Here is a 23,080-nt window from a genome sequence, read left to right on the forward strand (position 1 = left end):
GCTAGTATCATATTCGATTTATTTTTCATTTCCCATTATTTATGCAATTTTTTCATAAACCTAATTGCCTAGGGTATAAAAAGATATCGATATTTTGTCAGGTACATCAGTTACTACTTTTAAAACATATCATTTTGCCAAAAAGACCCTCAATAACCACAATTCCTATATTAAGATTAGGAAAAATTTCCTTCTCTCCCTAAAAATAATATATTCTATATTAACCCTTTCCTTGCAACTTTTAATCATCCTGTACACTATTAATAAGCACAAATTTCAGGGCAAATAAAAAGAATGGGGGTTCCCCCCATCCTCTCACACTTCGCCTTCCTTAACAAAATACACTTTCTCATATGCTGGTTTCAGTCTAGATTCTTCCGTTTTATCAATCTCTTTAAAACAAGGGTTTCCTTGTTTTTTTCTACAATCTTCATATTCAGTACGCAATTTCGCTGTACGATTTTGTTGATTTTCAAAACTACTTTTTGATATTTCTAATTTCACAGCAAAGCCATTTATAAATCTAATAATAACATTTCCATCTTTTGACTCTTTATTACTTTCAATATAAAAATGAGACAACCAAGCACACTCTTTTCTAGAGTATGAATAAGTGGGGAAAAAATAAAGTTGATCTGCCGGACTAATGGCAATCGGTGCTTTATGTGTAATATGAGTTAACTCTTTCGTTCCTTCTTTTCTGCCTAAGAAACTAGAACCATGCTTGCGGCAACTTCTTTCTATAATATCTAGGGGCTTTTGAAATACGAAAAAGGAATCTTCCATCTCAACAACTCGTGTAACAATTTTCTTCTCACTTAGAATAACAGGAAGTAAGGCCATTGTATTTTTATTTACCACATAATTTTCAACATAGCGTTCTACTTTACTTTCCATATTCTACTGTCTCCTTTTTTTCTATTTATATTAGCAGCTGCATATATAATTCTAGCATCTATGTAAAGGAAATGGTTTACAGGTTCCGCTTTTTTACAATACTTTATCATTTATCAAACATCTTTTAAATTACAAAACAACACTATAGTGATTTAATAATAAAAAACCGATACAAAATCCATTTATACTACCTATAAATATTTACAACTGCTTCTTCATTTTTCATCATTATGACAATTAACTTTGCTATAATTAAAAGAAAAAATCCAATATATGGAGGTCTACTATGGAAGAAAAAGAAATGCAACCAACGATTCAAATGAAAAATAGCAGCATTGTGATCATAAAAAACTCAGCTAGCATTATATTCGGTTTATTTTTCATTCTACTATTTTTCGCAAAACCTTTTCGTAAATCGAAATGCCCTGAATGTAAGAAACGCGAAAAGAAAAAGATTGGAAAAGAAGAGTAAAAGGCCTTCCATTTTGGAAGGCCTTTTACTCTTCTTCGTTTTATATACTTTTTCATCGTATATTACAACAAAAAAAGGGATGGCAGCAGCCATCCCTTTTTTCCATAATAAACTATAAAATTATAGTTTGATTACGTTTTTAGCTTGAGGTCCACGGTTACCTTCTTCGATTTCGAAGCTAACTTTTTGACCTTCTTCTAAAGATTTGAAACCTTCAGTTTCGATTGCAGAGAAATGTACGAATACATCGTTTTCGCCTGGAACTTCGATGAAACCGAAGCCTTTTTCGTTGTTAAACCATTTTACTTGTCCTGTTACTGCCATGATTATTTCCTCCTAAGAAAATACAAATTTTAATTTTTTTAGTCTTCCTGTCTAAAAAAAGAATCCACACATTATCAAATACGAAACATAAACTAGTTCTCACATACTTTTTCTCGTTCGTTTTCAGCACTTGATAACATATGGATTGCTTAATTTAACTATTCAACTGGGACTATCATAGCACATTAAAATAAAATGTACAATCTTTTTTGAAAATAACTGACAAATCAAATGGATTGTACTTTCGTAAATAATTGATTTTAGTATGTGCGGATTTCATTTGAAAATGAACATACACATCATTTAAATACGATTACACCCCTTGTTCTGAAGTGTTACAATATAATTATATCGGAGGGGATTACATGTCAAACTACGCCAAAGAAGAAAAGCTTACAGGGGGAAATGTATCAAATGTGTATCGTTCTGAAAATACTGTTCGGCGAGAATTAAAGCCAGGCAGTGCAAACATTCATACATTATTACAACACTTAGAAAACAAAGGGTTTCATCATGCTCCAAGGTTTTTAGGTGTAGATGAAAAAGATAGAGAAATTTTATCCTTTATTGAAGGAGAAGCTGGGAATTATCCGTTAAAAGAATATATGTGGTCTAATGCTGTTTTAAAAGAAATAGCAAAGATGCTGCGCCTGTACCATGATGCGGTAAGTGACTTTCCCTTATCAGATAAATGGCAACCGATGGATTGTACTCCAAATGACATTGAGGTTGTATGCCACAATGATTTTGCTATGTATAACATTATTTTTAATCAAGAAAAACCAGTAGGCATTATTGATTTTGATGTCGCTGCTCCTGGTCCAAGAATTTGGGATATCGCTTACACGCTGTATACTTGTGTACCTTTAAGTAGAACGTATTATACAGAATCGGGTAAGGCAGTTCATTACGACTCATCGCAACATGCTAGCCGGATGAAAGAAAGAGTGAAATTATTTGTCCAGTCCTACGGTAAAAGTATGGACGAAGATTACTTAGGAATGGTGTTACTACGATTAGAAGCTTTATGTACATATATGAAAAGAAAAGCACAAGAAGGCGATGTGAATTTCCAAAGAATGATTGATGAAGGACATTTAAAGCATTATGAAAAGGATATGGAGTTTATTCGTAAGCATAGAGCTGAGTGGATTTAATCATATTGTCTTTTTTGTCGGTAAGTCGATATATCGAAAAAATCTTTGATATATTTTCATTTACTCTCGAATCGTTTAGAAAATAATAAGGGGCACCCTTCAAAGAGGTGCCCCTTCCTTTTATTTTGTAAACTGTGCTTCTTCTGTAGAGCCTTTTAACGCTGTCGTTGATGAAGTACCGCCTGTAATAACTTGTGCTACTTCATCAAAGTAACCTGTTCCTACTTCGCGTTGATGACGAGTTGCAGAGTAACCGTGTTTTTCTGCTGCGAATTCTGCTTGTTGTAGTTCAGAGTACGCTGCCATGCCGCGCTCTTTATAGCCACGTGCTAATTCAAACATGCCGTAGTTTAATGAGTGGAATCCAGCTAGTGTTACGAACTGAAACTTATAACCGTAAGATGCGATTTCTTTTTGGAAGCTCGCAATTGTTTTCTCATCTAGTTTTTGTTTCCAGTTGAATGAAGGCGAACAGTTATATGCAAGTAATTTCCCTGGATGCTCTTTATGAATTGCATCCGCAAATCGTTTTGCATCTTCTAAATTCGGTTCAGATGTTTCGCACCAAACGAGATCTGCATAAGGAGCGTATGCTAAACCACGTGCAATCGCTTGATCAAGACCTGCTTTCGTACGGTAAAATCCTTCTGGAGTTCTTTCTCCTGTAATAAATGCTTTATCAACCGGATCAATATCGCTCGTAATTAAATCTGCTGCATCCGCATCTGTTCTTGCAACAATAATGGTCGGCACTCCCATTACATCTGCCGCAAGGCGTGCCGAAATTAAATTACGTACCGCTGTTTGCGTCGGTAGTAATACTTTTCCGCCTAAATGGCCGCATTTTTTCTCTGAAGATAATTGATCTTCAAAGTGCACACCTGATGCACCTGCTTCAATCATACCTTTCATCAGTTCAAATACGTTTAATTGTCCGCCAAATCCAGCTTCTGCATCTGCTACAATCGGTACGAAATAATCTGTATCATCGCTTCCTTCCATATGCTGAATTTGATCCGCACGTTGCAGTGTTTGATTAATTCGTTTTACTACAGCAGGTACGCTGTTCGCTGGATATAAACTTTGGTCTGGATACATATGTCCAGAAAGGTTCGCATCCGCCGCTACTTGCCATCCACTTAAATAAATTGCTTTTAGTCCAGCTTTCACTTGTTGCATCGCTTGGTTCCCTGTTAATGCGCCAAGTGCGTTAATATAATCTTCCGTATGAAGCGATGACCAAAGCTTTTCTGCACCGCGGCGCGCTAATGTATGTTCAATATCAATCGATCCGCGCAAGCGAATTACATCTTCTGCCGAATACGGACGTGTAATCCCTTTCCAGCGTGTATCTAATTCCCAGCTCTCTTGTAATTTCTCGATTCTTTCGTTTTTCATTTGTTCCATCCCCTTTTCAATTTTTATAAAATTTCATAACCCGGTAATGTTAAAAATGGTACGAATTCATCATTCCGAACGAGATTTGTAAACAACGTTGTCGCCTCTTGGAATCTCCCTTTCTTAAAGGCTTCTTTACCAATCTCTCTTTCTATTTTTGCTAGCTCTTCTTCTTTTAGCTCTTCCATCAATTCAAGCGTAATATTACGGCCGTCATTTAGCTTTCCACCTTCATGACGAATCCATTGCCATACTTGCGCTCTAGAAATTTCCGCTGTTGCCGCATCTTCCATTAAGTTATAAATTGGTGCTGCTCCCCGTCCGCTTAACCAAGATGCGATATATTGAATACCTACACTAATATTCAGACGAAGTCCCTCTTCTGTAATCGTTCCCACTGGCACTTCTAATAAATCCTTTTCTGTAACATATATTTCTTCACGTTTTCTAAAAATTTGATTCGGAGTTTTCATAATGTGATTAAATACTTCCATCGCGACTGGTACAAGTCCCGGGTGGGCAACCCAAGTCCCGTCATGACCGTCTAAAGCTTCGCGCTCCTTATCTGCACGCACTTTTTCAAAAGCTGCTTCATTTGCTTCTGGATTATTTTTAATCGGAATTTGCGCTGCCATTCCTCCAATAGCTGGTGCATTACGGCGGTGACACGTTTGAATGACTTTCAAAGAATACGCGCGCATAAATGGCGCCGTCATCGTGACTTGCGCTCTATCTGGAAGTAAAAATTTATTATGCTTACGGAAACTCTTTAGAAAGCTGAAAATATAATCCCATCTTCCGCAATTTAATCCAGCAGAATGATCTTTAAGCTCATACAAAATTTCATCCATTTCAAACGAAGCGTGAATCGTTTCCAGTAGTACCGTTGCTTTGATTGTTCCGTTTGGAATACCGATATATTTTTGAGCAAATACGAAAACATCATTCCATAACCTTGCTTCTAAATGACTTTCCATTTTCGGTAAGTAAAAGTATGGACCGCTTTCTTTTGCTAAAAGAGCTTTCGCATTATGGAAAAAATAAAGTCCAAAATCTACTAAGCTACCAGACATATTCTTCCCATCAACTTGCATATGTTTTTCTTCTAAATGCCATCCTCTTGGACGCACAATTAATACTGCTGTTTTACTATTTAATCGATATTCTTTTCCGTTTTCATTTTTATGTGAAATCGTTCCCTGTACAGCATCTCGTAAGTTTATTTGTCCTTCAATTGCATTCTCCCAAGTTGGTGAATTCGAATCTTCAAAATCCGCCATAAAAAGATGTGCTCCTGAATTTAAAGCATTAATAACCATCTTTCTATCTACTGGTCCAGTAATCTCTACGCGGCGATCCTCTAAATCTTTTGGCAATTTGGCAATTGTCCAATCCGCTTCACGTATGTGCTTTGTTTCTTCTAAAAACTTCGGAAACTCTCCTGCATCAATTCTCTTTTGTTTCTCCGCACGTTTTTGTAAAAGTTCTATGCGGCGCTCATTGAAATTTTCATGTAGTTCCTTCAAAAAACTAAGCGCCTCAGGTGTCAATATTTCGTTGTACGCTGGTAACATTTCTCCGGTCAGTGTAACCCGTGAAGTTTGCGTCGACATATTAGCATCCCCTTCTTAAACTGTTTTATAACAGATTTGATTTTATGTTTTATATTATATAACAAATCTTCAGAAAAGGAAGTTTTTTTTGAAAATTTCATCGTTTTTTTATAAAACTGTATTCTTTCACCCGCATTACACACAAAAAAAGGACCAGTGTTATACAACACTGATCCCCTTTTTATTAAAGTGCTCTAAATAAGAACTGCGCATATTGTTCACGTGTTACTTTCATGTTCGGAGCGAAGTTACCCTTACCATCTCCTATTGAAATACCATTTGAACCTACTGCATTAATCGCATTTTCTGCCCAATGTCCCTTTGGTACATCTTTAAATCCTGCTGGTCCTTGTACCTTTAATCCAAATGCTCTCGTAAGAACTTGCGCCATTTCTGCACGTGTTAACGTATCTTTTGGCCTGAAGTTCCCTTTCTCGTCACCTGTAAAGATACCGAATTCTGTTACTGCTAATACTTCGAACGGAAACATCGTTGAGTTATCATCAACAATATCATTATATGGGCTTTCTAGTTCCTCATCTTCACCAAATTCTTCATCAAGATCAAGTGCACGATAAATTAAAGCTGCTACTTGTTCACGTGTTACGTTATGTCCAAAACCGAACATACCATTTCCATAACCACGCATAATGTCTTGTTCTGCTAAAGTTTGAATTGCTTCATAAGACCAATGTCCTGCTGGTACATCTTTAAAGATAGCTTGACTTGCTTGTTGTGGCTTTGCAGCTACTTCAGCTTTTGCTGTATTCCCCTCAGCACCAAATGCTACTCCACCCATAATTGTTAAAGCTGTTGCTACTTTTAGAATTTTTGTCTTCAAAGTATTCTCTCCCTAAAAACATATTTTTTTCTAATATAAAGAATTAATGAAAGCGTAACAATACAATTCCCATGTGATTTTTGTCTAATTTATGAACTATATTTCATATACTTTTATTTACACTCTATTAATAATAAAGTTACTAAATCGCATATTTAAGCAATAAAAAGTTACTTTATTCAATCTCTTCTTATCCACTAAATTCCAACAAATAAATTATGAACAGAAAATCGATATACTTATAAATAATATAAAACAAGAAAAAAGCGTGGGATTCCCGCGCTTTTTTCTTGTTTTATATTATATTGATATAACTTAAATATCCTTATATTTTAACTTTTATTCATAATTTTCATCTTTTACAGGAAAATAAAAAACAGCTCTATTTAAAAACGTTGCATATTGCTCACGTGTTACAACTGTATTCGGTTCAAATTTCCCATTTCCTGTTCCTACTATGACATGATTAGACTGCAGTGCACTAATTGCATTTTTTGCCCAATGATTATTTGGTACATCTTTAAATGTATGGTTCTTCTTCACCTCAAATGTAAATGCCTTCGTAAGAATTTGAGCCATTTCTGCACGTGTTACTGGTGCAGCTGGTCTAAAGTTTCCTTTTTCATCGCCGTTAAAAATACCATGCTTTGTTAATACTAAAATTTCATCTAAAAACATTGTTGCCCTCTCAGAAATATCTTTATATGGATTTTTTAAAGGTCCTTCTTTTTTCAAATTCAATGTACGATAAAGTACTGCTGCTACTTGTTCTCGTGTTACATTATCTCCTACACCAAACTTACCATTTCCATAGCCTAACATTACTTTATTGTATACTACGTCCATTATATCGTCATATGCCCAGTGGTTTACTGGAACATCATCAAACACAATCATTTCTGGATATTCTTCTGCTTTTACGTTTGGAACATTTGTACTTACAAACAAGCCGCCCATAATAGTTACCGTTGCCATTATACGTAACATGTTCTTCTTCATTGCCCTCTCCCCTTTATCTCCATTTGAAAAAACGGAAAATAATAGACTGAAATCCTTTCCAATATTACATATGTTGCCTTCGCACCCATTATGCAATATATTACATTTAAAAAATCTATTATTGTGAAAATCACTACTAAAGGAGAGCCAATTCGCTCTCAATTTCAATTTTTATGCCGAATTGTACGCAAATCATTTCCCTTTCCTATGGTCGTTTAAAGGTGTTTCTATACATTAAATATTCTACTTTCTAAAAAAGAAATCCTTCACATTTTAAAACTTCATTTTCTAGACAAAAAATGCAAATATATGTTGTTACTCTGTATATCTCGACGTTTCGACAAAGGATATCAACTGAACTACAAAATACGAAAATAATAACCTACCTAATTAATAAAAGCTCATAATGAGCAGAGGATGTCTCCTCTACAAATTATGAGCTTTCTCTTTATCTATTCCATTTTCCCTGAAGAATTATCAATTGATCGTTGTAAAAACTTCGCAAATTGCCCGCGTGTAACGAGCATTTCAGGCTCGAACTTGCCATTTCCCGTTCCAATCGCTACATTATTAGATTGCAATGCGCTAATTGCATCTCTTGCCCAATGGTTTTCTGGTATATCTGTAAATGTATGTGGACTCTTTGTTTTCAACTCATATGCTTTCGTTAAAATTTGTGCTAATTCTGCACGAGTCAGTGTATCTTTCGGACGGAAATTCCCATTTTCGTCACCTTTAAAAATACCGATACTCGTTAAATGTAAAATTTCGTAAGGGAACATTGTTGATTTCCCACTAATATCTCCATATGGGTTTTCATCAAACACACTACGCTTTAAATGAAGTGCACGATGCAATACTGCCGCTGCCTGTTCGCGTGTTATATTATCTTCTGTCCCAAACTTACCATTTCCATACCCATACATAATGCGATGATATACTAAATTCGTAATTTCATCATATGCCCAATGATCTGTTGCTACATCATCAAACTCTATCATAATATTAGGACTAGATTTTTCGATAACATCTGTATTTGCAGACACACCATTTGCACCTACAAATATTCCTCCCATTAAAGTTAACGATGTCGCTACCTTTACTAGCTTTTTCATCTCTCTCATCTACCTTTTCCTTTATTTTCCTACCTTTTATATTGTACAAAAAATAGAAAATTTTTCAATATAATATACCTATTTTTTTACAATTAAGAGCACAAGTTTTCTTTTACCGCTATTTTTTCATCCTTTGTTTTTCGAAAAGTAAATGCCATTCCTACAAATATAAGAACAATCCCTACTACTTGTATACTAGTCGGTCTAAAGCCGGTAAAGACTGTATCTAATAATATTGCAACCGCAGGATCTAAAAACACTAATACCGAGATTAATCTCGTCGATAAACCTCTTAAACTGTCAAAAAATAAGTAATATACAAATCCGGTATGTATAAGTCCTGTTGCTGTGATCATCATCCAGTTCATCTCTGTTAACCCTTGAAACTTGCCAAAATCTACGAATGGTAGCAATAAAAATATACCTAAAAACGTTTGTAAAAAGGTCATCGCATATGCGCTCGTATGCTGAATTCCTTTTCCTAATAAAGTGGTAAAAGCATAAAATACAGCTGCAAGAAGTGCCCATACCATTCCAGATGACATCAGTTTTTCGAGCGATAGACTTCCATCTACTCCAGCTACTAAAACTGTACCGATAAAACAAATGACAATGGACATAACCGCAAACACTGTAAGTCTCTCTTTAAATACAATACTACCAATCATTAATACGATAATGGGTGCAAGGTGATACACTGAAATCGCAATTGTAATCGACATAACTTCAAATGCTTTAAATAAAAATACCCAGTTAAAAACGAGAAATACACCGCATGCCAATATTTGCATTACTTCTTTTTTATTCCATTTTTCACTTTTATACTGTCCTGTTACGAGCCAACATAATGCTAAAAATATAGTCGCACAAATGCAACGAACGAATACTAATTCAAAAGACGGTAAACCTGTTTGAACAGAAAAAAATCCAATTGATCCGAAAATAGACATCGAAAGGATCATTTTTATAGCCGGCATTGATTTTTTATTGAACACCCTTTCTCTCCTCCTATAAACTATCTTTTACAAATGAAAAATCTCCAAAACATTACGTATTATTATATATTACAATCGGAAAATTGTAAAAAATTAGAATTTATTGAGTGATAGCTGCACAAAATTCCCATAAAAAAATCATCCTTTGTTATATAGGATGATTTCTTTATTTATTAAATGGAATTTTTCTATATTAAAACTTAAATATACTACTACTTTTGAAGAGTAAATTGGGCAACTATTTGTTTTAATCCTCCTGCTGCATTATGCATATGTTCAATTGAAACCGAGATCTCTTGAACAGATTTTTCTTGCTGTTGAATAGACTCTTTTACCCTATCAGTTCGGTCAGATGATCTTTGGGAAATTTGAGCCATGTCTTCTGCAGAAGCCGAAATCTCTTCACTACTCGCTGCAATTTCATCTGTAGACATAGATACCGTTTGAATTTGCTCAGATACTTGCTGTACTTTTTCTGTAATTTTTCCAAATACTTTTTCTGTATGCATTACTACTTGTGTACCTGCCTGTACCTCATTATCTACTTTCCCCATCATATGTACCGTATGGTTCGTTGTTCCCATAACTTGAGTAATAAGCTTCTCAATTTGTTTTGCAGAATCACTGGATTGTTCTGCTAATTTTCTTACTTCATCTGCCACAATTGCAAATCCTCTACCACTTTCCCCAGCACGTGCAGCCTCAATTGCGGCGTTTAATGCTAATAAGTTAATTTGAGAGGTAATACCTTGCATAACATCAATGATTTTAACAATTTCTTCTGATTGTTCTTTCATAGTCTCTACTTGTTTCACACCGTTATGTACTGAATTTTGGATTGTATCCATCTGTTGAATCATTTGTTTCATTAATTTGTTACCACTCTCTGCATCTAATGCTGATTGAGCAGACAATTCATTTACAGAGGATGATGTATTCACTATACTCTGCATTCCTTGTGTCAACTCTTCCATCGCACCCGCAGTTTGCTCCATTGCTTGCATTTGACTCTCTGCGCCATTTGCAACTTCTTCAATATCTATAGTGATTTTCTTCGCTGCACCACTAGATACTTCCGATGCAGATACTACTCCGTCTGCATGTTGGAATAAAAGCTGAATATTATTCTCTACTTCTTGCATATTTGTTCTTAGCCCTGCAATCATTTCGTTAAAATCACTTACTAATACACCTAATTCATCCTTAGCATTATACTCACCATGTACAGTTAAATCCCCATCTTTTGCTCTTTCCATCATAAGACTAACCGTTTGTAAAGGGGCAACTATAAGCTTGCTAATAATATAACTTACTATACATATAATGACTGTAGTAACTACTACAAGAATGATAAAAGTAATAACAGACCGCTCTATCATTTTTTGAGAATCTTTAAATACTTGGTCAGCTAAATTTGAAACATACGCTTCTAGATCTACAGCATAACTAGCTAACTCTACTCCCTTCGGTTTTAATTCCTTATGAAATTCGTTTACCATTTGAGATTCATTTGTTAGCTTCGCTTTATCAAACAACTTCTTATATGTATCCATATAACTTGGCAAAGATTTCTTCATCTTCTGAAACAGTTCATCCTCTTGCTTACTTAAATTGAAGCCATCATCATATTCTTTTAATAAAGAATCATATTTTTCAAGATCCTTTTCAATATTACCAATAATCCCCTCTTTATTTGTCGCCTCATTTGGTGACGCTGTAATTAATTCTAGTAAGTTATACTCTAGTGAATTTTGTGTACGAAGCATTCCTTCTAATAAAACTACAGAATGTTGATAATCATCTACTACAACCTCTGTATCATGCTTAATCTTGTTAATAGAATTAATTGCTACGCAGCTCATAATTACCATGCTCAATACTGCTAATGAAATAAGCGATAATAATTTATATTTCACTTTTAAATTTTTTAAAAAATACATTTTTTCACCTTTATTCCTTTATATATAGATTTTTAGAATTTTATAGCTTATTATTTACAAAATCGCAATAAAAAGCAATGATAAATATTCCCAATATAAAACTTATATCTCTAAAAAAGAAGTAGCATAATCGCTACTTCTTTTTGCTTTGTTTCTCATATTGTTCAAACGTATGAATTCTTTCAAAAATTGGTGGATGTGTGTATAGGAAAAACTTCACTAGCGCAGGCGGATTTACTTGGCTTAAACTCGTTTTTGATAAATATTGAAACGTTTTTACACCAGATGCCCCATCTTTTGTCATGTCCAAAGCATATTGATCTGCCGCTCGTTCTTCTATACGAGAAACATAGTTTGTTGCTGGCTGCGATGCAAAAGAGAGTACAGAAGAAATTAAGAAAAATAAAGGTAAAATTGAGAAACATGCTACTTTTGAAATTTGCAGCGTATCTCCCCATTTTCGAATGCACATATTTATAATACGACTAATGAGATACATCCCTATAAACGATAGCAGCACATAACTCGCAACGCCCCAATATATATGTTTCATAACATAATGCCCCATTTCATGGGCCATTATAAATAAAATTTCTTTATCTTTTAATTGCTGAAGCGTTGTATCCCACATTACAATACGGGCGTTAGGGCCAATTCCTGTTACATATGCATTTAACGCATTCGTTTTCTCTGACATATTTACTTCATACACGTGTTTAGCAGGAATGTCAGCTTTGTCTGCTATCGCTAAGATTTTCGTTTCTAATTCTTTATTTTGTAGCGTCGAGAAGTCATTATAAAGTGGGTCAATAACGACAGGCTGTATAAATGTTAAAAAGATTGTAAATGGAACAGAGAGCGCCCAGCCTGCTAGCCACCATCTCTTCGGAAATTTACGAATAAGCCATAGAAGAACGGTAACTACGATTAGCATCGTCGCGTAACTTTCCCAAAAACCGATAACGTGATCTTTTATCCAGCTTTGTGTACTTTGCGTTGAAATGCCGTAATCAACGGACACTTTTCGGCTAATCCATTGCATCGGTAGGGCAAGAACTGTTGTGAGTAGTGATAAATAAAAGAAATAAATCGCAACTTGCAGGACACTTATTTTCGTCGTTTCCTTCGACCATTTCTCAAACTTTCTTGAAACACCGAGCACAAGTACAAATAATAAAATAATCCATTCCAGAGGCGTCGCTAAAAAGTACAGCAAGTTTTTCACGCGCGAATAATCTTGGCTTAGCGTAAGCTCCCTTGCATTCATAAACGTTTCTGGATCTGCCTTTGTTCCTTTATACATGTCCGGAATCAGTTCATGATTCCATCCAAATAAATACCAATATATAAGCAACGCAAACCCAACGTACAAAAAAAGCGACCACCCAATAACCTTCCTCACGCTATTCCCTCCTCTATGCTGCCTGTCTATTATTATTGTAAGTTCGTACATGCTAAATTAGAACAAGCTTATTACGCGAATTGTTCAAGAGCCTTCTATTTATATAAAAAAACTCTTCTACAAAAAGAAGAGTTTTACCTACCTTTAGACACTTTCTTCGGTTCATACTCTGGGATAAGAAACGTACTTACAACCCAACATATTAAACCAGCGCCTTTTATATAGCGTATATATTCATAGTCTTGAAAAAATAAAGTCGTTACAATAAGCGTAAAAAATCCAATTAAAACTAGTACGTATCCTATTTGCTTCTTAGATAACATAACGCGCCCTCCTTAAGGAAGTACATCCACTAATAAACTAAAATCTTGTAAAGAAAAAGAACTATATTTCATAATACCTTGTACAGCTAAAAGTAAAATAAGACCTGTCACACACATATAATTAACGCTTTCTTCACTCTTTTTTTCAGCAACTATTCCGCCGCTTATACATAATATTCCTAACAAATGGAGTGCTAAATACATAAAGAAATAAGCTTCCTCCCAGCGAAGAATAACATTGACTGTCGTTATCAGCACTATACTAAGCAAAATCAAATAAAAAAACTTATTTGATGATATTGTTTCATTCATATAATTTTATACATCCCTTTCAAATTTAGAATTAATGATGTTTCAAAGCTATAAAGTAAATAATTGTTTTCATACTATAAAACAAAAGGAAAGCCACCATTACTTTCTCGAATATTTTATGAACCCACATATACTTCTCTTCATTTCTTCTGAAGATGCGCTTCATCATTTCTTCTACAATTAGACCAAATATTAATAAAACCCCTAACACAATAAGAAGAGAAATAATATTTTCTTTTACATGAGTACTAGAAAATAAGTAATACTCTGGAAACACAATCGTATCTACTACAGGTTGCACCCAATGACACACGCTTTTATCACACATATCTGTAAGTGACGTAGCATCTATAATGTCTTTCAATATTTTTTCAATTGTCTTCTTCATCTTATTTACTCTCCACTACGTCTGAAAAACTCTTTTCTTGCTCTACATATATAGCTGGCATTTCTTTATTCCAATATTTGCGGTTAACAAATAAAAAGATGAGTACTAAGTTTAATCCTGTTATAAAAATAATAAGCCCTGGAAAGAACGTCGTATAATTTGAGAAATCTGCAAAACTCATGATCTCTTCTTTATTTATTAAAAAAGAAGCACCGATTACAAATGCATTGTTTAACATGTGAATAGCAATTGGCATAAGTAAACTATTCGTACGAATATATACGATTGATAGTACAACGCTAAATACAACTGCGCCTAGGAAATCAACGTGTAACAACGCAAACAATATTGCTACTACAATAATTGCTATACTCGTTCCCCATTTTGCCGCAAAACGTTGCAGTAAAAATCCCCGAAAAACAAATTCACCAATAATTGGTGCGATGAACACGACCATAATAAACTGATATACAAATCCCCCTGTGCTATCTATAATCGGTTCACGTAACGCGTTCATAATAAATTCCGGTGTAATCCAAGCAAAGCTATACATGTACAAAATAAGATATCCATAACTAAACACGGCTAACATAAGTGCAATGTATAAAACTTGCACCAGGTTAAATGTTTCATTTTTATTAATAAATAATGAAAATGAAACACGGTGTTTTCTATACTCAAAAAAAATCCACGTAAACGGAAGGATATAGAATATAAGAATATTTATAAAAGTAGAATTTTGCATATGAAATGTATTTTCTATCAATTCATTACTGACTCTTGCAACTAAAGTTAATAGTGCAAATACAATTAAAAAATATCTAGCTCGCATCGTTTGAAACGGATTCACACTCATCTCCTCCCCTATGTTACTTTTATCATATCATTTGATTCTTAATTTTTTGCGAAAGAAAACCTTAAAATTTCCTTAAAAATTCCATAAGTTATAGAAAGATGATATGATATTCGAGGAAATTAGGAGGGATTTTTATGTATGAAGCAAATATTTTGCTCGTTGATGATGAAACAGCAATTTTACAATTACTAACTACCATTCTTGAAAAAGAAGGTTTTTCTCATATTACAACTGCAACATCCGCTGAAATAGCGTTATCTCTCACTGAGCAAAACGATTACGATTTAATTATTTTAGATGTCATGCTTCCTGGACAATCTGGTTTTGATATTTGTCCGATCATTCGCCAAAAAACAGATTGCCCTATCTTCTTCCTCACAGCTAAAACATCTGATTTAGATAAAATATCCGGATTTTCACATGGTGCAGATGATTATATTACGAAGCCATTTAATCCACTTGAAGTAGTAGCTCGTATGAAAGCACAACTCCGTAGACATATGAAACAAGCAGTACCCAATGAACAAAAAGCACACTCCAGTTCATTTGGCAGATTTGAAATTGATCGATATTCCGCAGAACTTACAGTAGGTGGACAGGTTGTCGAATGTTCCGCCCAGCTATTTCAGCTATTACTCTTCTTTTGCGAGAATCCGAACTACGTATTTTCGAAAGAAGAAATATACGAAAAAGTTTGGGGAGCACCTGCCTACAATGGCGATGACAATACCGTTATGGTCCACATTCGAAAACTACGTGAAAAAATTGAACAAGATCCAAGTAAACCAGAATATATAAAAACTGTTCGCGGACTTGGCTATAAGTTCATTACAAAGTAGGGTGACGATATGAACTTTAATAAACGACTTATTATCCAGTTTATTATGCAACACGTATTTGTTTTGGTTACACTACTAATTGCTGTAGTAGCTGCTTTCACTTATTTAATTTTTCTTGTTACGAGTACTTCATACGAACCGAACATTCCAGACTCTGATAATTTTGTGATTGCAAGATATATCTCTTCAGAAGATGGCGATATTTCATTAAAAGCTGAAGTAAAAGACTTAATTAAAGAGAAAAATGATTGGATTCAAGTTGTAGAGGAAAACGGAAAAGTTCTCTATCACTTTAATACGCCAAATAACGTACCGACATCTTATACGAAAACATCTTTATTCTCATATATACAGAATCACATAGAAAGCCCTTATACATTTACATATTGGGAAATTGAATTAGAAGAAAAAAACGTACTTGTTATTTACGGCGGTACGTTAAAAAGCAATGAATTACTGAAATCAATCCAGAAAGAGCACCCTTCTGTATCTACGGATACATTCACATTAACAGAAGAAGAAAAACAGTTACTTTCTAAAGAAAAAGCAACGCTTCAAATCTTTAATAGTGGCGGCGAAGAAGTATTCTCCTATCCAAATGGAAAGAAAAAAACGTTTTCTGCCATACAAGCTGCTCTTAACGCAAAAGAACCGTGGAATCATAAAGAAAACACGTCTAGCTTTTACGACACAAATAGCAATCATCTTCTCGTTGTAACTGCCAAAAATGAGCACTACTACCCAGATGATGAAATAGAAGATGTATTTGCTAAAAAGTTTCTAATCGGATGCGGATTAATCCTGCTTATCGTATTTGTTTATTTAGTCATTCTTTCTATTTGGTACGGTAATAAATTTGGAAAACCGTTATTGCATGCGATGCGCTGGCTTAAGAATATAGCTGGTGGAAAGTACGAAGAACCTGTTAGTAAAAAAGGGAAACCTGTCAGGTTCCGGCGATCCGGTAAAGAAAAATGGTCATTCCGCTTATTTAGTGATGTGACAAATTCACTAGAGCATCTTTCTATTACACTTAAAAAAAATGATGCAATGAGGCAAGTATTGCAGCAAACACGTGAAGAATGGATTACCGGTCTCACGCATGATTTAAAAACGCCACTTAGCTCTATATATGGCTACGCATTATTACTAGAATCACAGCAGTACAACTGGACTGATCGTGACATTCAACAATTTGGCAGCGTTATGAAAGAGAAATCTCAATATATGACGACATTAATTGATGACTTAAGTTTAACGTATCAATTAAAAAATAACAGTCTTCCTGCGCAGCACGTAAATATTGAAATGAATCAATTCGTCCAAAAAGTATTATTACAATTCATTAATAATCCGACACTTCAAAATCAAAATATTGAATTCGTACCAAGCTCAAACAAAATTCAATATTTCATTGAAGAAAAATGGTTCCAGCGTATTATCGAAAACTTACTCGTAAACGCTGTAAAACATAATAATGAAACGACAAATGTCAGCGTAAAACTTTCCCAAAACGCTACTTCATTTACACTCTCTATTTCAGATAACGGAAAAGGAATGGATGATAAAACGAAAGAGCTTCTCTTTGAGCGCTATTACAGAGGAACAAATACAGAAGAAAGTAACATTGGAACAGGACTTGGCCTCGCCATTACGAAACAGCTCGTTCATGCTCATAATGGAACGATTTCGATTGATAGCGAACTTGGAAAAGGAACGACGATTATACTTGTGTTCCCGTTTCATTCGTAGAAAAGGCGCTATGTGGCGTCTTTTCTTTTTGCGTAGTTCAGCGGTAAATGAAATGCAATGATATAAGCGATTTTCAAGATATATCGACTTACCGACAAAAATCGTCAAATATAGGTTGCGATATTAGAAAAGCGAACCACGCAGTGGTTCGCTTTTCCTTCTATTACTTCTTCTTCACCGGTATCCAAAGTTCAATTTGAGCGAACTCACTTTTATCTGCATGGGAACGCTCATCGTATAGCTCAAACTCATTAACGCCGCAATGTTCGTATCCTGAATGCGGGAACCATTCTGAGAATACGGCATTCCACGTTTGGTGGATAGACGATACCATCTCTTCATGAGGAACTTTCGGTGTTGTAAACACGGCGTATGTCGCTGCCGGGAAAGTACGCTTCGCAACTTCATTTGGTACATTTTCAAAGCCTGTAACTTCCATTCCAATTATATAAGTGAAGTCCCCTGTTTCTAAATTAAAATCAGTACATAATCCAAGCTCTACCCATTGACTCGTATCTTTACGATTCGGAATCATTGTTCCAAGATCTTTCTGTAAATATTCTTGCCAAAATGCTGGGATGTCTTGATGGTTTTTCCCTTCTTTACTTGTCGTCTTCAGTTCATAACCCGCCACTAAAAATTCTGGTTTATTTACAATACGATATTCCATTTGTATGCCTCCTAAATACGGATTTAATTTTCTTTGCTTTACATTCACGCTGTAATACATCGGTGTTTCAATTTCTTGTTTTCGATATTCACTCGGTGTCATTTGAAATAATTTTTTAAAGGCTCTCGTGAACGTTTCATGAGATTGAAAGCCATGCTCAAACGCGATATCAATAACTTTTTCATCCGTATGAGAAAGTTGATAAGCTGCCCGGGCTAACCTCCTCTTTCGAACATACTCCATTACTGTATCGCCTACTAACGCCTGAAATACACGATGAAAATGCGACTCAGAAAAACCTGCAATCCGCGCTAAATTACGCAGCGTCTGTTTTTCCATTACATCTTCTTCAATATAATCAATTGACCTTTGAATTTGTGTTTCATAGCTTTCCATCTCTGTTCACCCGCCTTATATGTATTATGATAAAAGAGAATCCTATCCAATTCTTGACGTTTTTTACTATAATTTTAAAAACAAATGTAACTTTTTTATATGTATTTCGTTGTTATGTATGAAGGGAGGGAAATGTAGTGAAACGCAAACAATCATTAGAAGAAATTTACTCCGAACATATGCAAGATTTATTTCGCTATCTTCTCTCCCTAACCGGAGATTCCCACTACGCGGAAGATCTCATGCAAGAAACATTTTACCGAATGCTCGTCCATATTGATTATTATAAAGGAGAAGAGATTAGGCCGTGGTTATTTACGATTGCCTACAACGCCTTTATCGATTGGTATCGAAAAGAAAAAAGATATAAAACAACGACAGTTGAAGAATTCCATTTACCAAACGTACCAAGTACAGAGCACTCTTATTTTATAAAACACGAGATTGCTAGTTGGTTAGACAGTTTATCTTCGCTTCCCCTTGAAAGACGAAATGTCCTACTACTACGAGATTACTACGGATTCTCTTATAAGGAAATAGCAGAGATGACCGCTCTCTCACTAGCGAAAGTAAAAATTGAATTACACCGAGGACGAAAAGAAACGAAAAGCATAAAGGAGTGATAGTCATGGGTTGTACAGCGTTTAAAAAACTATGGGGAAAGTACGAAAACGGAACGCTCACGCAGGATGAACAAGAAGAGTTAGAAAGTCATATTGAGACATGTGAAGAGTGTGAAGCACATTTGGATGAATTGCTCGCAAAAACAGAACCAGTTAAGAAAAAATTATCGCCAAAAGATCTTCAAGTTCCTTTTTGGAGAATTAAGTGGAAACATCGATTACAGACGCTTGGTTTCATCCTATCCATTTGTATCGTCATATATATAATCGGCGGAATATTATCCGCCTTTTATTTCCAATCTAATAACGATAAAAGGTTAGAAGAAATAAGAAGTGTTCCTTCTCTTGCACTTGAAGCGACTATGCCAAATAGCCGCGTTATGGGCGGTGGAACAAGTGTAGAAGCTTTTTTCCGTACGAACAGCCACTTTGATGTAGTAAAAACGGTCGGTAAAAAAGAAATACCACTCGGGACATTAGAAACGAGTAGCTTCTTATCATCTGTAAATGTCCTAAATAACTCTTGGATGAATACATTCTATCAGCCAAAGCTCTTCTTTGTTCACCCAAAAACAGAACAGGGTGATTATTTAAAGGAATCTTCAAAAAAGGTATGGGATACACTTGCAAAAGTACATGAAGGAACCGTTGCAGAAATAGCAATTTCTTTTGACAAAGCTTACACTTTAAAGGAGCTAGAACCACTTTTATATAACGTATTTGAAGCACAAGAACTCCCTCCAACTCCTTTATGGTACGCTTTAGATACGGGACAAGAAAAAACAAATGTAGAAGACCACATCCTACATGGCGGAGAAGCTATAGGCTTTCCAGAACATATAAGATTCCTAGATAGTGATACAGAGAATCAGAAAACGCCAGAAGATAAAGTTATCGAAATGATGCGTATTCTTTCTACACATACGGAAACGGTAAGTAAAATAGCTATAATTCCTGAGAAAGAACTAAAATTAGATAAGCGCTACCAGTATGTAAAAGATAATGGCGTTAAAGTATACGGCATGGTCATTACTGGCCCGTCAAAAGAGTTATTAAAATTACAAAACTCACCGAATGTGCGTTATGCGACTCTTGGGGATATTGAGGTTTGGAATTGGTTTGATTATTAATGAGGAAAAGGAGAGCAAAGATATGCTCTCCTTTTTAATTCGAAATCACTTTCACATACATCCCTCCCACCGCTTTTTCATAAGCAATTTCGCTCATCTGCCTTATGTTTTCTGATACGACAGACGATGAAACAACTTCACCTTCATGAAGTAATGGCGGATCAATGAGTCGGACTTTATTTTTCTGATACAAATCATAATCGTTTCTATCTTCTATTACTTTTACATTTGGATGGACTTTACTTAATAAAGCATGTACTTCTCGATCGTTACATTGCTGCAATTTTGAAATAAGCGACTCATCTTCAAGAAGGAAATCATCTGCATGAATAACCTTTTTATGAAGAGCTAACTTTAACGTCTTAGCTAACATGTCGTTTCCGTAAATATTCATTGGGTTCATAAAGAAATCGATTACTTCTTTGTAATACGTTTCTGTAAACCATTCTGCCATTTCGACACTTTGAACAACCATTTTCCCATCTACAGCGATGACATCTTCTAAAAAACTGTGAACTTCTTCTAAAGAAACATACCCATATGTATACATATCTCGTAACGTATAATCCACTCGGTCTGCACATAATTCTGGTGCTGACCTTTCCAGTAATGTCCACTTCGAATCATCTAATAAAATATCTTCATAGTTATAACCATACTTTGAAAGAATCGCTGGAATTTCTGAGTTTTTCACGACAGAACTAAATATCTCTTCATGATAACTTTCACCCTCATTATGAAAAACGTAATCAATCACGTGGGAAAAAGCAGTATGTGATACGTCATGCAGTAAACCTGCAATTTGTTCTTCTACTGAACCACCTAGTTTTTTCACTAACAACATAACACCAACTGAATGATCAAAGCGCGTTACATTCCATTTCTCGCTCATTAAATAACTTGCACCGTTTTGATGGATGCCTTTCAACCTTTGCACAGGCTTGCTTAAAATTAACTCTTCTACTACTTGATCCACTTTAAACTCACCGTATATAACATCTGATATAACCACTTATAATCCCCCTTTATTTCAGCAGAGTCTTCTAATCGTACCTCTTTTATGAAATCGACATCAACAAAAATATTAAATCTAAATATTTTTATATAATTTTATAATTATTGTATATTATACATGTCTGTTATTTCTTTTAATTCATTTGAATTGCGAACATTACGTTAGAAATAGGAGCATACATATTCCAGCGAGAAAAAGGATAAGATTGCCAGTTTTATTCTTTTTTGATTTAATACAGGTATGGCCGTCAAGGAAAAGAGGGGGAACATGAAAAAGATTTTCTTCACCATTCTATTCATCATTATTGTATTAATTAGTTTAGGATATTGGAAATTCTTCACTTTATCTGGGGTTTCAGGCGGCGAAAAAATTCAATCCATACACTCCCCAGATAAAACGTATACTTTACATATATACAGGCATAATGGCGGTGCAACGACTAGCTTTGCTATAAGAGGAGAGCTTGTAGCAAATAATAAAAAATTTATGAACACGAAAAATATATACTGGAATTATCGTGAAGAAGATGCAACTGCACAGTGGTTAGACGATCATACAGTAATGATTAATAAACATAAATTACATGTAGAAACGGACACGTATGATTTTAGAAAAAACTAGTTTTACAGTTATAGTACGAAAGGTCGGGAATCTATGGACAGTTATTTTCCAAAAATGGGGAAGTTAATTGGTGGATTATGTGTACTTGTCATTTTGCTTTCATCGCTTTGGCTTATATGGATTGGCGAAACAAATATTCGTTATAGTGGAGATCATACGGGCACGATGCCTTTTTGGCACAAGTGGATCCCTGTTATAGTCGGTATACTTCTTGTCCGTTTCTTACCGTTTTATCATAAAAACTATAATCCTCTTCGACAGTTTGAACAAAGGCGCATCATGATTCAAGCTATTGTCTTGTTCTTGAGCGGATCCCTCTTCACAATTAGTCTTCTCACCACGAACTTTGAAGGGATGGCATTACAATTTTGGTTTATGATATTTAAAATCATTTTATTATTATTCACGCCATCCATGCTTCTTTTGTTTTATAAAAGTAATCCCCAAAAAGAGAAACTAAAATCTATGAAATCAATAGAGAATCATAAATGGTATCGTTTTACACCACTTATTGTCATTATAATATGGGGATACTTCAACTTCTTTTCTACATTCTCTACACCATTTGTTTCGGCTAAAATGGAACCCATGGTTTTAATATTAATTTTACTTGTAGGCTTTCTTATAAATAGTGTACTGGAAGAGTTTTTTTATAGGGTTTGGTTGCAAACACGTTTGGAATTATTACTAGGCACTTGGCCGGCTATTCTTCTTACCTCATTGTTATGGGCGAGCTGGCATATTGCATTACACGGCTCTGGTCATTGGGATATTGATACCGCTACGGTTATTGTGAACCTTGGTATCGTAGGTCTATTTCTTGGATATTTGTGGGCACGTTATCGTAAAGTATGGGCAATTATTATTGTCCATGGACTAATTAATGCACATCCACTACAACTAATTGAAATTTTATTCAAGTAACGGGCGCGATTGCGAAACAAAAAAGGATTATACATATGAGTCATGTATAATCCTTTTTTTACAATTCAAATCCTAGTA

The 23,080-nt window shown here is 34.9% G+C and carries 24 protein-coding genes and 1 pseudogene; 8 read left to right on the forward strand and 17 right to left on the reverse strand.

Going from position 1 to position 23,080, the window contains the following annotated elements; all coding sequences use genetic code 11:
- Window positions 1–315: 315 nt before the first annotated feature.
- Window positions 316–897 (reverse strand): competence protein ComK, encoded by a 582-nt coding sequence (locus tag MR113_RS04620; protein WP_242251579.1) that lies wholly within the window; start codon window positions 895–897, stop codon window positions 316–318.
- Window positions 898–1,183: 286 nt separating this feature from the next.
- On the opposite strand from MR113_RS04620, the gene MR113_RS04625 reads away from it, so the two are divergent.
- Window positions 1,184–1,369, forward strand: a complete 186-nt coding sequence (locus tag MR113_RS04625) for a hypothetical protein (RefSeq protein ID WP_242251589.1) — start codon at window positions 1,184–1,186, stop codon at window positions 1,367–1,369.
- A gap of 120 nt (window positions 1,370–1,489) precedes the next feature.
- Here MR113_RS04625 and cspA read toward each other — a convergent pair whose 3' ends face one another.
- Complete coding sequence (gene cspA, locus MR113_RS04630) at window positions 1,490–1,693, reverse strand: RNA chaperone/antiterminator CspA (protein ID WP_000301522.1); 204 nt, start codon at window positions 1,691–1,693, stop codon at window positions 1,490–1,492.
- 365 nt (window positions 1,694–2,058) lie between these two features.
- Between cspA and MR113_RS04635 the strand changes: the two genes are divergently transcribed.
- The gene (locus MR113_RS04635) at window positions 2,059–2,850 is read left to right on the forward strand and encodes a phosphotransferase (RefSeq protein ID WP_242251600.1); all 792 of its coding nucleotides are present in this window, start codon (window positions 2,059–2,061) and stop codon (window positions 2,848–2,850) included.
- 120 nt (window positions 2,851–2,970) lie between these two features.
- Here the strand turns inward: MR113_RS04635 and aceA are convergent, their stop codons facing one another.
- The 13 genes and pseudogenes from aceA to MR113_RS04695 form a co-directional block, all read right to left on the reverse strand.
- On the reverse strand, window positions 2,971–4,248 hold the full coding sequence (gene aceA, locus MR113_RS04640) for an isocitrate lyase (protein ID WP_000787360.1): 1,278 nt from the start codon (window positions 4,246–4,248) through the stop codon (window positions 2,971–2,973).
- A 23-nt stretch (window positions 4,249–4,271) separates the two neighbouring features.
- Window positions 4,272–5,861: a malate synthase A gene (gene aceB, locus MR113_RS04645; RefSeq protein ID WP_242251602.1), complete on the reverse strand. Its 1,590-nt coding sequence runs from the start codon at window positions 5,859–5,861 to the stop codon at window positions 4,272–4,274.
- 184 nt (window positions 5,862–6,045) lie between these two features.
- A complete protein-coding gene (locus MR113_RS04650) occupies window positions 6,046–6,702 on the reverse strand; it encodes an S-layer homology domain-containing protein (RefSeq protein ID WP_242251604.1) in 657 nt (218 codons plus the stop codon).
- 339 nt (window positions 6,703–7,041) lie between these two features.
- The gene (locus MR113_RS04655) at window positions 7,042–7,701 is read right to left on the reverse strand and encodes an S-layer homology domain-containing protein (RefSeq protein ID WP_242251606.1); all 660 of its coding nucleotides are present in this window, start codon (window positions 7,699–7,701) and stop codon (window positions 7,042–7,044) included.
- Between the two features lie 452 nt (window positions 7,702–8,153).
- Window positions 8,154–8,825 carry an S-layer homology domain-containing protein gene (locus MR113_RS04660; protein WP_242251608.1) on the reverse strand — a complete coding sequence of 224 codons (672 nt, stop codon included), beginning with the start codon at window positions 8,823–8,825 and terminating at the stop codon, window positions 8,154–8,156.
- Window positions 8,826–8,908: 83 nt separating this feature from the next.
- A complete protein-coding gene (locus tag MR113_RS04665) occupies window positions 8,909–9,811 on the reverse strand; it encodes a DMT family transporter (RefSeq protein WP_242251612.1) in 903 nt (300 codons plus the stop codon).
- A gap of 212 nt (window positions 9,812–10,023) precedes the next feature.
- On the reverse strand, window positions 10,024–10,977 hold the full coding sequence (locus tag MR113_RS28705; RefSeq protein WP_442752377.1) for a methyl-accepting chemotaxis protein: 954 nt from the start codon (window positions 10,975–10,977) through the stop codon (window positions 10,024–10,026).
- A pseudogene (locus MR113_RS28710) lies at window positions 10,972–11,751 on the reverse strand (MCP four helix bundle domain-containing protein); the annotation flags it as partial. The pseudogene MR113_RS28710 and the gene MR113_RS28705, both read right to left, overlap by 6 nt.
- Before the next feature lie 133 nt (window positions 11,752–11,884).
- Window positions 11,885–13,153: a M48 family metallopeptidase gene (locus MR113_RS04675; RefSeq protein ID WP_242251616.1), complete on the reverse strand. Its 1,269-nt coding sequence runs from the start codon at window positions 13,151–13,153 to the stop codon at window positions 11,885–11,887.
- Window positions 13,154–13,287: 134 nt separating this feature from the next.
- The gene (locus MR113_RS04680) at window positions 13,288–13,476 is read right to left on the reverse strand and encodes a hypothetical protein (protein ID WP_016088942.1); all 189 of its coding nucleotides are present in this window, start codon (window positions 13,474–13,476) and stop codon (window positions 13,288–13,290) included.
- Between the two features lie 12 nt (window positions 13,477–13,488).
- Window positions 13,489–13,788: a hypothetical protein gene (locus MR113_RS04685; RefSeq protein WP_001006046.1), complete on the reverse strand. Its 300-nt coding sequence runs from the start codon at window positions 13,786–13,788 to the stop codon at window positions 13,489–13,491.
- 31 nt (window positions 13,789–13,819) lie between these two features.
- Window positions 13,820–14,176, reverse strand: a complete 357-nt coding sequence (locus MR113_RS04690) for a hypothetical protein (RefSeq protein WP_242251618.1) — start codon at window positions 14,174–14,176, stop codon at window positions 13,820–13,822.
- 1 nt (window position 14,177) lies between these two features.
- On the reverse strand, window positions 14,178–15,026 hold the full coding sequence (locus tag MR113_RS04695; RefSeq protein ID WP_242251620.1) for a CPBP family intramembrane glutamic endopeptidase: 849 nt from the start codon (window positions 15,024–15,026) through the stop codon (window positions 14,178–14,180).
- Between the two features lie 140 nt (window positions 15,027–15,166).
- On the opposite strand from MR113_RS04695, the gene MR113_RS04700 reads away from it, so the two are divergent.
- Window positions 15,167–15,871: a response regulator transcription factor gene (locus tag MR113_RS04700; protein WP_061676517.1), complete on the forward strand. Its 705-nt coding sequence runs from the start codon at window positions 15,167–15,169 to the stop codon at window positions 15,869–15,871.
- A gap of 9 nt (window positions 15,872–15,880) precedes the next feature.
- Window positions 15,881–17,623: a sensor histidine kinase gene (locus MR113_RS04705; protein WP_242251622.1), complete on the forward strand. Its 1,743-nt coding sequence runs from the start codon at window positions 15,881–15,883 to the stop codon at window positions 17,621–17,623.
- Window positions 17,624–17,786: 163 nt separating this feature from the next.
- Here MR113_RS04705 and MR113_RS04710 read toward each other — a convergent pair whose 3' ends face one another.
- Window positions 17,787–18,689 (reverse strand): AraC family transcriptional regulator, encoded by a 903-nt coding sequence (locus MR113_RS04710; RefSeq protein ID WP_242251624.1) that lies wholly within the window; start codon window positions 18,687–18,689, stop codon window positions 17,787–17,789.
- Window positions 18,690–18,826: 137 nt separating this feature from the next.
- On the opposite strand from MR113_RS04710, the gene MR113_RS04715 reads away from it, so the two are divergent.
- On the forward strand, window positions 18,827–19,312 hold the full coding sequence (locus MR113_RS04715) for an RNA polymerase sigma factor (protein WP_242251625.1): 486 nt from the start codon (window positions 18,827–18,829) through the stop codon (window positions 19,310–19,312).
- Window positions 19,313–19,317: 5 nt separating this feature from the next.
- Window positions 19,318–20,442: an anti-sigma factor gene (locus MR113_RS04720; RefSeq protein ID WP_242251627.1), complete on the forward strand. Its 1,125-nt coding sequence runs from the start codon at window positions 19,318–19,320 to the stop codon at window positions 20,440–20,442.
- Between the two features lie 34 nt (window positions 20,443–20,476).
- Here MR113_RS04720 and MR113_RS04725 read toward each other — a convergent pair whose 3' ends face one another.
- Entirely contained in the window at window positions 20,477–21,454 is a 978-nt protein-coding gene (locus MR113_RS04725) for an HD domain-containing protein (protein ID WP_242251629.1), read from the reverse strand.
- Between the two features lie 270 nt (window positions 21,455–21,724).
- On the opposite strand from MR113_RS04725, the gene MR113_RS04730 reads away from it, so the two are divergent.
- Both MR113_RS04730 and MR113_RS04735 read left to right on the forward strand, forming a co-directional pair.
- Window positions 21,725–22,078, forward strand: coding sequence for a DUF5412 family protein (locus MR113_RS04730; protein ID WP_242251631.1), 354 nt, complete (start codon window positions 21,725–21,727; stop codon window positions 22,076–22,078).
- A gap of 33 nt (window positions 22,079–22,111) precedes the next feature.
- Complete coding sequence (locus MR113_RS04735; protein ID WP_242251633.1) at window positions 22,112–23,002, forward strand: CPBP family intramembrane glutamic endopeptidase; 891 nt, start codon at window positions 22,112–22,114, stop codon at window positions 23,000–23,002.
- The last annotated feature ends 78 nt before the right edge of the window (window positions 23,003–23,080 follow it).

This window comes from Bacillus cereus group sp. BfR-BA-01379 (assembly GCF_022663605.1).
Taxonomy (GTDB): Bacteria; Bacillota; Bacilli; order Bacillales; family Bacillaceae_G; genus Bacillus_A; species Bacillus_A mobilis.

What these genes read in the sequence shown, in the direction of transcription:
- MR113_RS04710 (WP_242251624.1), bottom strand. Translation starts at nt 18,689, where the DNA reads ATGGAAAGCTATGAAACACAAATTCAAAGGTCAATTGATTATATTGAA.
- MR113_RS04730 (WP_242251631.1), top strand. Translation starts at nt 21,725, where the DNA reads ATGAAAAAGATTTTCTTCACCATTCTATTCATCATTATTGTATTAATT.
- MR113_RS04680 (WP_016088942.1), bottom strand. Translation starts at nt 13,476, where the DNA reads ATGTTATCTAAGAAGCAAATAGGATACGTACTAGTTTTAATTGGATTT.
- MR113_RS04660 (WP_242251608.1), bottom strand. Translation starts at nt 8,825, where the DNA reads ATGAGAGAGATGAAAAAGCTAGTAAAGGTAGCGACATCGTTAACTTTA.
- MR113_RS04720 (WP_242251627.1), top strand. Translation starts at nt 19,318, where the DNA reads ATGGGTTGTACAGCGTTTAAAAAACTATGGGGAAAGTACGAAAACGGA.
- aceB (WP_242251602.1), bottom strand. Translation starts at nt 5,861, where the DNA reads ATGTCGACGCAAACTTCACGGGTTACACTGACCGGAGAAATGTTACCA.
- MR113_RS28705 (WP_442752377.1), bottom strand. Translation starts at nt 10,977, where the DNA reads ATGATTGCAGGGCTAAGAACAAATATGCAAGAAGTAGAGAATAATATT.
- aceA (WP_000787360.1), bottom strand. Translation starts at nt 4,248, where the DNA reads ATGAAAAACGAAAGAATCGAGAAATTACAAGAGAGCTGGGAATTAGAT.
- MR113_RS04690 (WP_242251618.1), bottom strand. Translation starts at nt 14,176, where the DNA reads ATGAAGAAGACAATTGAAAAAATATTGAAAGACATTATAGATGCTACG.
- MR113_RS04655 (WP_242251606.1), bottom strand. Translation starts at nt 7,701, where the DNA reads ATGAAGAAGAACATGTTACGTATAATGGCAACGGTAACTATTATGGGC.
- MR113_RS04635 (WP_242251600.1), top strand. Translation starts at nt 2,059, where the DNA reads ATGTCAAACTACGCCAAAGAAGAAAAGCTTACAGGGGGAAATGTATCA.
- cspA (WP_000301522.1), bottom strand. Translation starts at nt 1,693, where the DNA reads ATGGCAGTAACAGGACAAGTAAAATGGTTTAACAACGAAAAAGGCTTC.
- MR113_RS04705 (WP_242251622.1), top strand. Translation starts at nt 15,881, where the DNA reads ATGAACTTTAATAAACGACTTATTATCCAGTTTATTATGCAACACGTA.
- MR113_RS04620 (WP_242251579.1), bottom strand. Translation starts at nt 897, where the DNA reads ATGGAAAGTAAAGTAGAACGCTATGTTGAAAATTATGTGGTAAATAAA.
- MR113_RS04735 (WP_242251633.1), top strand. Translation starts at nt 22,112, where the DNA reads ATGGACAGTTATTTTCCAAAAATGGGGAAGTTAATTGGTGGATTATGT.
- MR113_RS04625 (WP_242251589.1), top strand. Translation starts at nt 1,184, where the DNA reads ATGGAAGAAAAAGAAATGCAACCAACGATTCAAATGAAAAATAGCAGC.
- MR113_RS04700 (WP_061676517.1), top strand. Translation starts at nt 15,167, where the DNA reads ATGTATGAAGCAAATATTTTGCTCGTTGATGATGAAACAGCAATTTTA.
- MR113_RS04685 (WP_001006046.1), bottom strand. Translation starts at nt 13,788, where the DNA reads ATGAATGAAACAATATCATCAAATAAGTTTTTTTATTTGATTTTGCTT.